Below are 11,994 nucleotides of genomic sequence, written 5' to 3' on the forward strand. Positions count from 1 at the left end.
AGCAGTTCTTCACTAGGGATCTGACGAATCATCGACTTGGTATTGGCATCCATTACCTTGATAACAACCTGCTCGAGATCCTTTTCGACACTGAAATTGACTGTCCATCCTTGCAACTTACTGAACTCTTGCAAATTTTGGACCTCTTTTTCAAAATCAATCGAAGCAACATCCTGCTTGCTGGCTTTTTCCTGACGCTTATCCTCTTGTTGCGTTTTTACATCCTGTCCCGTCACCCGCTGCTCTTCTGCCATGCCAGATAGCACTTGAGCGGCCGATTGGCCGCTCTTGCTACTTGACTGAAGAGAAGAAGGAGTGACCGATGAGGGGATTCCAATGTCATTGGCCATATCGTCGCTCCTTTTTCTATCTCACTATCGCCTGTTAACCCAACAGGGACAGAGCAGATTGTGGTCTTTGGTTGGCTTGCGCCAGGATACTGGAGGCAGCCTGTTGCAGGATGTTCTGCTTGGTCAGGTTGGCAGTTTCTGTCGCGAAGTCGGCATCACGAATACGGGAGCGCGCAGCACTCAGGTTTTCGGACACGTTAGACTGGTTGCGAATCGTCGAGTCGAAACGGTTTTGTACCGCACCCAACTCTGCACGTTTGCTATCAACTGCCTTGATCATAAAGTCAAGGTTAGCCATTGCAGACTGTGCAGCACTGGCCGTTTTTATGCTGTTCATGTTGGACACGGAGACGGCTGTAGTAGCTGCGGTTACCTTATACGGCTCCTTACTACCAGTGGAGCCGGCAGCAATCGTTGCACTACCTTTTGATGCAGATGCAATACCGCTGATGGTAAAGGCACTGGTCATCTTGAAGGTAATAGTCTGGGTTGCATCAGCACCGACCTGGAACGAACCTTTGTATTTACCATCCAACAACTTCTGGCCACCGAAGGTGGTATCGCTGGAGATACGGTCAATCTCGGTAGTCAATTGGTCGTATTCTTGCTGCAACGCAGTACGGTCATCCGTGTTGTTGGAACCGTTTGCTGATTGCTGGGCCAAAGTACGCATGCGCTGCAACATGGAAGTCACTTCATCCATCGCACCTTCTGCTGTTTGAGCAACAGAGATACCATCGTTTGCGTTGCGGTTACCTTGATCCAGGCCATTTACTTGTGAAGTCAAACGGTTGGAGATCTGCAGACCTGCAGCATCATCCTTGGCTGTGTTGATACGAAGACCGGATGCCAACCTGGTATAGGAGGTATCCAAGGACTTGTTTGTATTCATCAAATTACGCTGGGCGTTCAGTGATGAAATATTGGTGTTAATGTACATGGCCATAAAATATTCTCCCGAAGAACATGCGACTGCAGGTTGCGCCGTTCAAACAAAACGACGTCCCACCGTTTGAAGAACAGGTTGAACATTCCTGTATCTTCTGGCGGGTGTCTGTTTGAACGGACAGGCCACCCGCAGTAGTGCAAACGTTGGATTCCGAACACCCCTCGATTGCTTCACCTTGTTTAACGGCAGAACAGAGACAAGCTTTAGGAAAATTGTTGCCGAAAGCGGCAAGTTTTCTCCGGTAGGCGGCAATACGGCAGGAACAAAATGACCAGCTATGACAACCGGCATCCAGTCCTGGCAGATCCCTAGGGAGAAGAATTACTGGCATGGTTCATGCTTTAGACTGAGAGAGTGACGTCAATTTGGCGACACAATAAAAAGAGGCCGGTAAACCGGCCTAAAGATGAGCATATGCTCAGGAGAATATGACCAAGCGTGACAGAACTGAACAGCTGGACAACACTTGGCATTACTAGTAGAGAATTATATCTCTCCCGATAGAACAGAGTGCTAACCCGAACACCCCTTTGTTCCATCTCTTGACCAGGGCGGCCTGAACAACCGCCCTGTTTTCTTTTGTTAACCCTGTAACAGTGAGAGCGCAGACTGCGGACGCTGGTTCGCCTGAGACAAGATAGTGGATGCAGCCTGTTGCAAGATATTCTGCTTGGTCAGGTTGGCTGTCTCAGTTGCGAAGTCAGCATCACGGATGCGTGACCGGGCAGCACTGACGTTTTCAGACACGTTCGCCTGGTTGCGAATTGTCGAGTCGAAGCGGTTCTGCACCGCACCTAGTTCAGCCCGCTTGCTGTCCACAACCTTGATCATGTAGTCCAGGTTCGCCATCGCAGACTGGGCTGTACTAGCCAACTTGATGCTATTCATGTTTGTCACTGTCACTGCACTGGTTGAGGCCGTTACTTTGAAAGGCTCTTTGCTACCAGTTGAACCAGCAGATATTGTTGCATTGCCCTTGGCAGCCGAAGCCATGCCTGCGATGGTAAATGCAGTGGTCATTCTGAAGGTAATGGTTTGAGCGGCATCAGCACCAACCTGGAAAGAGCCGACATAACCACCATTGAGCAGTTGCTTACCACCGAATGTGGTGTCTTTTGCCACCCGATCAATTTCGGTCATCAGCTGGTCATACTCTTGTTGCAACGCGGTACGGTCATCCGTGTTGTTGGAGCCGTTGGCTGATTGTTGTGCCAGGGTACGCATACGCTGCAGCATGGAGGTCACTTCATCCATCGCACCTTCAGCCGTTTGCGCTACCGAAATACCGTCGTTGGCGTTGCGGTTACCCTGATCCAGACCATTGACCTGAGACGTCAAACGGTTGGCGATTTGCAGACCCGCGGCATCATCTTTGGCGCTGTTGATACGCAAGCCTGATGCCAGTCGAGTGTAGGAAGTATCCAGTGATTTGGTCGTATTCATCAGGTTACGCTGTGCGTTGAGTGATGAAACGTTGGTGTTGATATAAAGGCCCATGACTATTCTCCTAAGCTATTAAATTTACTCTTCTATTTGCTCAGGCTTTATTATTTTCTGTGCCCGATGCGTCTTATTTAACGGCTCGTTTTTCGATGTCTTTAGCATTTTTTTCAACGCTTCATCGCATTAACGCCGCTTACCTTATATATCGGCGGGTCAGGGGAAAACTTAAGGAAAAAAACACCTGTAAACCCACGATGGGAACAATCCTGCTGACCCCGTCCACCGCGGGGGCTAGCGGGCACACACGAGACTCGCCGAGTTCACTCGGCTAGAAAAAATCACGGCCGACTCGCAATTTTGTCGAGCACAGTTGGCGATTGGGCTCGCCAGCCCCTAAAATCGCGACCCCATCAACAATTTGGCGTGAGTTGTTCTCCATGCAGACACTGGTTGAGCAGATTGTTTACATCAGCGACATGTTTGGTACTGCGGTATTCGCGTTTTCAGGGGTATTGGTGGCTGGCCGGCTCAGAATGGACGGGTTTGGCGTCATGGTGTTGGCGGCGGTCACCGCCATCGGCGGCGGCACCATCCGTGACATGATCCTCGGGGCAACCCCCGTATTCTGGGTGCGTGATCCGCTCTATATCTGGGTCGTCATCGCGACGGCGCTGATCGGTATGTGGATGGTCAAACTGCCTCGCAGGATGCCCTGGTATGTACTACCGGTGGCCGATGCCTTCGGACTGGCCCTCTTTACCGTGATCGGTGCCCAGAAGGCCCTCAACTTCGGCACCTCGGGTCTGATTGCAGTACTCATGGGCACGATGACCGGGGTAGCTGGCGGCATGATCCGCGATGTACTGGCGCGGGAGGTGCCCATGGTGCTGCAAAAAGAGATCTATGCCACCGCCTGTATCCTCGGCGGCATTCTCTATACCCTGGCGCTGGAGGCGAACATGGACAGGGTAACGGCCATGCTCATCTGCATGACGGCCGTGTTTGGCCTGCGGGTCGCCGCTATCTACTGGCACCTTTCGCTGCCCACCTTCTCGCTGCAACGCAATTGAGAGCAGGCCCACAGCGTCATCATGTCGCTGTGGGCCTCGCGTTGAACCAAATAGGCTTTTCTGTTGTCATAGAAGCAGTCGTTGTTAGCCGGAACTTCTCATGCGCAAAATCGGTATGCTTACCACACTCCTCCTGGCGAACGTGACGGCAGCCCACGCCGAAGCACAAGTGGTATTTGGACGACTGGCCTCGGCGCCGGTTCAGCAGTTCAACCAGCAGATACGCCAGGCAAGCCATCAACAGCAAAACTGGGTCAATGACTACCGTGAGGTAGCACTGCGATTCGTCGGCCATGGCGACATACCCAGTCGCATCCATGCCCAGCAACTAGATAATGATCTGGTACTCTCGGTCGCCCTCGATGGCAGCAAGAGCGACATGATCTACATCCTGACCCTCTATCGCAGCGACAACCTGTGGCAGATGCGGGAAGCTGAAATGGGCTGGCGTTGCCAGGGGCAAGACTCCTTCACCCCGGTTCCCTGCCCTTGATAGTCATTACTCAGTGAAATAAAAAATCCGGCACATTGGCCGGATTTTTTATTGAAGGTGAAAGCACGCTTACGGGCGGTACACCTTGACGTTGTCAAAGCCCTTCTCTTTCAGATAGAGCGCCTGCAGCTTGCTCATCACGCCACGATCACAGTAGAGCAGATAGGTCTTCTCTTTGGGCAGATCGCCAAAGGCGGTGGCCAGCTTGAAGAAGGGAATGTGCAGGACTTCACGACCTTCCACCACCAGTGGCTTCTCGTCGTGTTCGTCGGCAGAGCGGATATCCAGGATCACCTCGTCAGCGCCCAGCACCTGAGTCGTTTCCACCTCTTGCACTTCGGCGGCTGTCTCTTCACCGATACGACGGATATCGAGGTAACGGGCCTCGGCGACAACCTTGTCCAGAATAGCGAAGTCGAAATTGGCCTCTTCCGCTTCAATGCGGGAGAGCTCAGCTTTCACGGTCGGCTTCTTGGAGATAACGCCGCAATACTCCGGCATGGTCTCGGCAAACTCCAGGGTGCCGATACGGCGGGCTTCGCTGATGATATCCGGCTTGTCCCAGGTGATAAGCGGGCGCAGGATCACCTTGTCGGTCACCCGGTCGATCACGTTCAGGTTGGTGAGAGTCTGGCTGGAGACCTGGCCCACGCACTCGCCAGTCACCAGCGCCGGGATCTGGAAGTAGTCGGCAACCTGACCGGCGGCACGCATCATCATCCGCTTGAGCACTACGCCCATCTGGCCATTGTCGACCTTCTCGAGGATCTCGGCGACCACGGGCTCAAAGTCGATGGCGGTGAAGCGCACCTTGTGGGAGGCGCCAAACTTGTTCCACAGGTAATAGGCGACCTGCTTGACCCCGATCTCGTGGGCCGCGCCACCCAGATTGAAGAAGCAGTAGTGGACGCGGCAACCGCGCTTGATGAACTGGTAGGAGGCGACACCGGAGTCGAAACCACCGGAGAGCAGGCTCAGCACATCTTCCTGAGTGGCCATGGGGAAGCCACCCATGCCGTGGTGTACCGCACTGATGATGTAGAGCTCGTCATTTTCCACTTCCAGATTGATCTGGATGTCCGGCTTTTTCAGACGCACGCCGGCCGTTTCGCAATGCTGATTGAGGCCACCTCCCACATAACGCTCCAGCTCCAGCGAGCTGAAGTCGTGCTTGCCGACGCGACGGGCACGGACGCAGAAAGTCTTGCCTTTCAGACGTTCACCCCAGACGGCACGGGTCTGCTCGAAGATGTCGTGCAGGTCGGTAAAGTTGCTCAGTTTCACTTCGAGGAAGTACTGAATGCCCGGGATACAGGCCAGGGTCTCGAGATACTGGGCGTGGAACTGATCGTTGCGGGTGCTCACTACCAGCTTGTCCCAATCCATCCGTACGCGGGCATCTTCGTCGAAGCGGCGCAACACGTTGCGAATGTTGCCCTGCAACATCTTGGTGAAGCGCTGGCGAACTGATTTGCTCTTGATGGTGATTTCCGGAAACAGCTTGATAATGAACTTCATGGTTTTGACTCGGGTGGCCTTGATTTAAGGGCGCGAATTATATCAGAACTTTGTGGCCAGCGCCTACTGGATGAGCGTTTGCTCACATTCCCCCACGCAATGTTTGCCGCGCGGCAGCAATCTTGCGTATATTCCCGACCCTGCACTTCGCCAGATTTTTGACAACAGACTGATCCGATGAAGACCTATATCTACTACCCCGGCATGGAGGTACGCGACGAGCTCTGGCTCAAATTTGCCCTGCTCTATCTGGAGCGGCTCGCCTTCGTCTTCACCGTAAGTGAAAAAAGCGGCCTCACCGCCTTGCTCGATACCCTGCAACAGCAGACCGATCTGCTGGCCGCTCGTCCTGAATCAGCCTTCTTCGCCGCCATCACTCCCCAGCTGGAGAGCCAGATCAGCGGCCTTATCGCCCCCGATTTCGTACGCCACAAGGTGTTTGGCAACAAGGAGTTGATTGGTCGCTGGCGCCAGCGCGCCAACCACGACTGCTTCTGCCCCGCTCAGGCGGGACTGGAGCGGCTGCACGGTTTTTGCCTGACTCACGGCTTTGCTACGCACGATGAAGGGGGGATCAAAATGGCACGCCGCTTTGCCAACCTGCTCTCCATGCGCCTTGCCCGTGAGTGGGCACTCGCCAATGACGGTGCGCTTATCACCGATCACGACTATCTCGACCGCCTGCTCCACCTGCTGGAATCCCGCTACCACAACCGGGGCGGGCAGGATTGCTTCCACCTCGAGATCCCGTTGCAAGTGCCCACTCACCTGGCCGAGATCCCCTTTGCAGAGCTGATTGCCCTGCGTGCCCGCAGCGGTTTTCGCCAGCAGCTGGCCGAATTTCATCTGGCCCTCGACAATCTGCTCACCATGCTGGGCAGCGGCTATGCCAACCCGGCGGCCCTGACCCGCTTCGAGCTGGCCCAGCAGGGCCTCAATCTCTTGTTGGGTCACGAAACCCAGAGCATACCGCTCACCGCCCTGATCAGCACCAGCCTGCCCGCCATGGCGATGCTTCACCAGTTAAAGGCGAGCCATCCCGACAGCAACCTCATCTTCCATCCCATCAAGAAGAGCCACTTTCACCAGCGCAAGAGCCAGCACTTCTTCACCCGACTCGGCCATCTGCGCTAACCGGGCTGAATCGGCGGCATGAAAAAGGGGTTGGCATCTGCCAACCCCTCTTGTTATCTGCGGTCTACCAATCATCACCACGGTGATTGGCCTGCTCTTGCGCCTGCCTACGCGCCTCCATCGCCCTGTCACGGCGGATATTGGCAGGGGTACAGGCAAACTGTTTCTGATAACAACGCGCAAAACTCTCGGAGGCAGGTTCGAAAGGTGAATAGAACCCGGTTCGTTCAGGAGAAACATGGTAATCACCATGATTGGTCGTGGCACAGCCCGAACTCATCAGCACCAGCAAGGGACAAAGAACACGCAGCAAAAGAGAACTCCCGATTGGATTTGAATGAGATCGTAATTATTCATTAATTAATTTATCCAATCAAATATTGATGCATTTCAAAGGCTTAATTACATCCACCTCAATGACTGTCGGCAAAATGCTCAACGGGTAATGGTGCCGACATCACTGTCGGGATGCACCACGCGAAACTCGATGCGATCGCTGTTGCCCGCTTCATCCACCACCACCAGCTGATAGCGCCCCGCCACGCTCAGCACCTGATCCCCGTCCCAGCGCAGCCGCTGGCCGTTGAGAAACCAGAATGGCTTGCCGACGCCGCCCAACACCTTGGGCTGCAACCGGTAACGCTGACTGCGGATAAGGTTGCCCTCCCCCAACGCCACGATGCGAATGGGGGCCTGCAGCTCGGCGCTCTGCCTCTCACCTTTACAACCGCTGGCAAATAGCGCCTGTCGTCGCTCGCCGGGTGTGCGCCACGGCTCCAGTGACAGCGGCCACAGGGCCCGAAAACCGGATTGCGCCGCATCGTGGCAGCGGGCCAGGGTCGGCTTGCCCTCGGCGGTCAATGCAACTTGGCGCAACGGCGAGGGCCAGTCCATGGGGTCCGGCAAGGTGGGGGGATCACGCGCCTCCAGCAGCCAGGCGCTCTGGCGCTGCAGACAGGCCTCAGGCAGGGTCGCACTCGCCTTGCGCCCCAGCGGCCAGCAGATCTCGGCCTCGCTCACCGTGTTGGGCTGCGCCGGCAGAGGACTGTTGTCAGCCAGTCGCGAGTAGACCGAGAGCAGCAGCGGCACTGCCGCGCTCTGGCCATAAAAACCGGGCATGGGGGTACCATCCGGGCGCCCCAGCCAGACGCCGATGGTCCAGCGACCGGAGACCCCCATCGCCCAACTGTCGCGATAGCCATAGCTGGTACCGGTCTTCCAGGCCAGCCGGTTGACTCGGCCAGTCGCTTCGCTGGCAAAGGGCTGATCCGCCCGCCCCTGCGCGCTCAATATCTGCCAGATGATCCAGGCCGCCCCCGGACTCAGCAAGGGGCGCGACACCGCCTGCTGCCCTGCCAGCCAGACTGGCATCGCCACCTGACCCTCCCGGGTCAGCGCGCTGTAGAGCGCCACCAACTGCTCGAGCCGAATGCCCGCCGCCCCCAGCGCGATGGCCGGATTGGGCTTGTCCGAAAGCGCCAGCCGCACTCCGGCGTTGTCGAGGCGGCTGACCAGTTTGTCCGGCCCAAGCGCCTCCAGCACCTGCACCGCCGGCACGTTGAGGGATTGCTGCAGCGCCTGAGCGAGGGTCACCGGCCCCTGAAAGGCGCCGGAAAAGTTGGCGGGGCGATAATCCGAGCCCAGCCTTGGCGCATCGGAGAGCAGAGAGGCCGAGTGCACCAGCCCCTCGTCCATCGCCAGACCGTAGATAAAGGGCTTGAGGGTGGAGCCGGGAGAGCGGATCGCCTGCACCATGTCGAGGTAACCGTGGCGGCGCAGGTTGCCATACTCTGAGCTGCCCACATAGGCGCGCACCGCCATGGTCCGGTTGTCCACCAGCAGCAGTGCGGCGGAAGTTTGCTCGGGGAAGCGGCGAATGTAGCTCGCCACCCGTCCCTCCAGCCAGTGCTGCAGATCGCCGTCGATGGTGGTGTGCACCAGCGCCCCCGACTGAAGGTCGGCGGCAAGGCGAGCAAACAGCGGCGCCTCCATCGGCGTGAAGTGGCCGCGGGCCAGCACCGGCTCGATACGTCCCTCCTGCCACACCGGCTCGGGCCATACCCCTTGCGCCACCAGTCGCAGCATCACTTTGTCACGGGCGGCGCGGGCTCGCTCGGGATGCCTGTCCGGCCGGTTGCGGCTGGGGGCCTGTGGCAGCACTGCCAACAGCGCCGCCTCGGCATAGGTCAGCTTGGCCGCGCTCTTGCCGAGATAGGCAAAACTTGCCGCCTGCACCCCCTCCAGATTGCCGCCAAACGGCGCCCGGTTGAGGTAGACGGTGAGCAGGGTGCGCTTGTCGTAGTGCCACTCCAGCTGCAGCGCGCGCGCCATCTGGCGCAGCTTGCCGGGCACGCTCCTGTGGTAGGGCTCGATCAGGCGCGCCACCTGCATGGTGAGGGTCGAGCCGCCCGACACGGCCCGCCCGTAGCGCAGCCACTGCCAGACACCGCGCACCATGGCCACCGGATTGACCCCGGGATGACGCCAGAAGTAGCGATCCTCGTAGCCAAGCAGCGCCTCGATATAGCGGGGGGAGACCTGCTCCAGGGTCACGGGGTAACGCCACACGCCGCTGGTATCGGCAAAAGCGCGCAGCGGCCTCCCCTTCATGTCGAGCACCACCCGGGCATAGGCAGGGTCGAGCGGTGGCGGCGGGAAGAGTCGATCCAGCGCCACCAATGACAGGAGCAGTGCTACAACGCCCAGCACCGAGCAACGCAGCCAGCGTGGCAGACGGCCAAGCCAGTGACGGCAGGCGCGGCCACTGCGACCTAATTTCAGCCAACCACGCTGCCAGAAAGTGAGCGGGCGAACCCGCTCAAGGGAGGGTACGTTACTCAGAGATGATCACCTCATGGATATCCTCACCCACAGCCCGCAGCTCGGGGCGGTACATATCCTCCACCTGGGTCGGCGGCACCTGATAGCGACCCGGCGTCACCGCCCGCATCAGGTAGACCAGCTGCTGGTTGCTCCCCTCGCCCAAATCCAGCGCCGCCGTGTAGCGGTCATCGCGAAACTCCTGATGCTTGAGATAGTCGTTCCACTCGCTCTGCCACGCCGGTTTCCCCTCAATGGAGAGCTCTTCCAGCTTGATGCTGTTGCCAAGGGCCGGATTCTCCAGCTCGAAGCCAGCGGGCACCATCTCCACCAGCAGGGCATCGGGCACTGCCGATTCACTGCTGACATTGAGCCGCACCACCACCAGATCGCCGACCTTTACCTTGGCGGGATCAAACGGCTGACCGTCACTGTTGAACCAGCTGCGGGTCACGCTTATCCCCTGACTCAACCGAGCAGGAGCCTGTTCGGGGTAACCGATCAGAGTGCGCTGCACATAGAGGGATCCCCTGCCATCGTTGGTGACGGTGCTCGCGGCCAGTGCTTCGGGGGCACCCAGCTGCAGCGGGGCCGAACCGCTCAGGGATTGACTGCCAGAGGATGAGGCGACCTTGGCCTGCCAGTCGATGGCCGGGTCGAAGCGAGCGAGTCGCAGCAGGGCGAGCCGTTCCTGAGTGCTGAGCCACTGACGGTGGGCCAGGGTGTCGGCCACCTTGGCACTGAGGGCCGGCCAGCGATCCGAAGCCAGCTTGTGCTGGCGCAGCAGGGAGAGCTCAAGGGCTTCATCGCGCAGCGGCGAACCGTAATCTCCCAGATAGTCGTCACCACGCTCGGTCCCTAGCGCCCGGCTGAGGGCCTTGGCGGCGTTCTGCTCATCCCCCATGGCCGAGAGGGCCAGCGATAGGTGCAAGAGCGGCAAACCGGAGCGGGCGTGATCGGCCTGCTGCTCCCAGATAAGGCGCAAGGTAGCGAGCGGCGCCTTGCCCACCCGGGCCAGCACATAGGCACTGTAAGCCTGATAGGCAAGACGGCTGTGCTCGGGGGCACTGCTCCAGCGCTCGCCGTACTGGCTGTCGGTGAGATAGCTCTGCAGCCGGTTCAGGGCCTGATTGAGCATCGCCTCCGGCACGGCATCGCCCGCCTCCTTGCGCGCCAGCAGGTAGTCGGCAGCATAGGCGGTGAGCCACTGCTCCTCGTCGGAGCGACCATCCCAGAGGCCAAAACCGCCGCTTGGTAGTTGCAACCGCTGCAATCGTTGCAGCAGGGCGCGTTGCACGTCCGCCTCGCTCGCCGCTTTCTTGCCCGCTGCGGGTTTGCTCCAGGCTGCCCGCTCATCGGCCGTGGTCAGCAAGTAAGGCCAGGCACGGGACAAGGTCTGCTCCAGACAGGCGTAGGGGTAGTCGGCCAGCGCCTGCCACTGGGCTGCCGGATCCCAAGGCGGAGTGCCGGAGAGGCTGAGCAGCCCCTGCAGGTTGGCGCGATCCAGCCCGGCCAGCTCGCTTGGCGCAAAGCTCATCTGCTGACCGGGAGCCAGCATCTGATAGCGTTGGCGAGTCTCGGCAGGCCAGGGGGAGCGCAGCGGCAAAGTCCAGTCGCGGCTGATGGCAAAATCCTTGCCGCTGGCCGCCAACTGCAGGCTCGCCACGCCGCTTGCCCCGGTCACGGTGAGCGGCAGGGTCAGCCACTGCTCCTCGCCGTTTTTAAGAGAAAGGGTGCTGGGCAGCTCGCCGTTTGCTTTCAGCCCGCCATTGAGGGTCCAGGCCAGGGAGAGTGTCTGATCCTCGCCACTCATGTTGCGCAGCTGCACCAGCGCCCGGGTCTCATCCCCTCTGGCGCCAAAGCGCGGCCAGCCAATTTCGGCCACCAAGGGCGCCACCACCTTGACGGCGCGCTCGGCCTCGCCGACTTGCTGTTCGTTCCAGGCCAGCGCCATCAGCGCCAGCTCGCCATTGAAGTTGGGCAGTTCGAGCGGGATCACCGCCTTGCCTTGCTGGTCAAAACTCACCTCGCCGCTCCACAGTGCAGCGATCTCGACCCGGCTCTCCAGCGCGCCGCCCTTTTTCAGCGGCGCACGGTCGCCGCCGTAGTTGAGGCGGGCCAGCTTGCCATCCTGCGGCGGGATCACCTGACCGTAGTTGTCGAACAAATCTTGTGCGAAGCGCTTGCGGCCAAAAAAGATCTCGAACGGGTCGAGGG

The 11,994-nt window shown here is 58.8% G+C and carries 9 protein-coding genes; 3 read left to right on the forward strand and 6 right to left on the reverse strand.

Features of this window, described 5'->3' with window-relative positions; translation table 11 throughout:
• The 3 genes from LD28_RS0119820 to flaA all read right to left on the reverse strand — a co-directional run.
• Positions 1 to 350, reverse strand: a 350-nt coding sequence (locus LD28_RS0119820) for a flagellar protein FlaG (protein WP_033138627.1), incomplete at its 3' end; no start/stop codon positions are given.
• A 34-nt stretch (positions 351 to 384) separates the two neighbouring features.
• Positions 385 to 1,296 carry a flagellin B gene (flaB, locus tag LD28_RS0119825; RefSeq protein WP_033138628.1) on the reverse strand — a complete coding sequence of 304 codons (912 nt, stop codon included), beginning with the start codon at positions 1,294 to 1,296 and terminating at the stop codon, positions 385 to 387.
• Positions 1,297 to 1,881: 585 nt separating this feature from the next.
• Entirely contained in the window at positions 1,882 to 2,796 is a 915-nt protein-coding gene (gene flaA / locus LD28_RS0119830) for a flagellin A (protein ID WP_033138629.1), read from the reverse strand.
• Positions 2,797 to 3,179: 383 nt separating this feature from the next.
• Between flaA and LD28_RS0119835 the strand changes: the two genes are divergently transcribed.
• Both LD28_RS0119835 and LD28_RS0119840 read left to right on the forward strand, forming a co-directional pair.
• Positions 3,180 to 3,812 carry a trimeric intracellular cation channel family protein gene (locus tag LD28_RS0119835; protein WP_033138630.1) on the forward strand — a complete coding sequence of 211 codons (633 nt, stop codon included), beginning with the start codon at positions 3,180 to 3,182 and terminating at the stop codon, positions 3,810 to 3,812.
• Positions 3,813 to 3,912: 100 nt separating this feature from the next.
• Positions 3,913 to 4,305 carry a hypothetical protein gene (locus LD28_RS0119840; protein ID WP_033138631.1) on the forward strand — a complete coding sequence of 131 codons (393 nt, stop codon included), beginning with the start codon at positions 3,913 to 3,915 and terminating at the stop codon, positions 4,303 to 4,305.
• A gap of 69 nt (positions 4,306 to 4,374) precedes the next feature.
• On the opposite strand, the gene thiI is transcribed toward LD28_RS0119840, so the two are convergent.
• The gene (thiI, locus tag LD28_RS0119845) at positions 4,375 to 5,823 is read right to left on the reverse strand and encodes a tRNA uracil 4-sulfurtransferase ThiI (protein ID WP_033138632.1); all 1,449 of its coding nucleotides are present in this window, start codon (positions 5,821 to 5,823) and stop codon (positions 4,375 to 4,377) included.
• A 177-nt stretch (positions 5,824 to 6,000) separates the two neighbouring features.
• Between thiI and LD28_RS0119850 the strand changes: the two genes are divergently transcribed.
• Positions 6,001 to 6,957: a hypothetical protein gene (locus LD28_RS0119850; protein WP_033138633.1), complete on the forward strand. Its 957-nt coding sequence runs from the start codon at positions 6,001 to 6,003 to the stop codon at positions 6,955 to 6,957.
• Positions 6,958 to 7,392: 435 nt separating this feature from the next.
• Here the strand turns inward: LD28_RS0119850 and pbpC are convergent, their stop codons facing one another.
• Both pbpC and LD28_RS0119860 read right to left on the reverse strand, forming a co-directional pair.
• Entirely contained in the window at positions 7,393 to 9,738 is a 2,346-nt protein-coding gene (pbpC, locus tag LD28_RS0119855) for a penicillin-binding protein 1C (RefSeq protein ID WP_241462323.1), read from the reverse strand.
• A gap of 52 nt (positions 9,739 to 9,790) precedes the next feature.
• Positions 9,791 to 11,994 (reverse strand): alpha-2-macroglobulin family protein (locus tag LD28_RS0119860; RefSeq protein WP_033138635.1); only part of this gene is annotated, 2,204 nt, incomplete at its 5' end.

Source organism: Aeromonas finlandensis, from assembly GCF_000764645.1.
Lineage (GTDB): Bacteria > Pseudomonadota > Gammaproteobacteria > Enterobacterales > Aeromonadaceae > Aeromonas > Aeromonas finlandensis.

What these genes read in the sequence shown, in the direction of transcription:
- flaB (WP_033138628.1), bottom strand. Translation starts at nt 1,296, where the DNA reads ATGGCCATGTACATTAACACCAATATTTCATCACTGAACGCCCAGCGT.
- flaA (WP_033138629.1), bottom strand. Translation starts at nt 2,796, where the DNA reads ATGGGCCTTTATATCAACACCAACGTTTCATCACTCAACGCACAGCGT.
- LD28_RS0119835 (WP_033138630.1), top strand. Translation starts at nt 3,180, where the DNA reads ATGCAGACACTGGTTGAGCAGATTGTTTACATCAGCGACATGTTTGGT.
- LD28_RS0119840 (WP_033138631.1), top strand. Translation starts at nt 3,913, where the DNA reads ATGCGCAAAATCGGTATGCTTACCACACTCCTCCTGGCGAACGTGACG.
- thiI (WP_033138632.1), bottom strand. Translation starts at nt 5,823, where the DNA reads ATGAAGTTCATTATCAAGCTGTTTCCGGAAATCACCATCAAGAGCAAA.
- LD28_RS0119850 (WP_033138633.1), top strand. Translation starts at nt 6,001, where the DNA reads ATGAAGACCTATATCTACTACCCCGGCATGGAGGTACGCGACGAGCTC.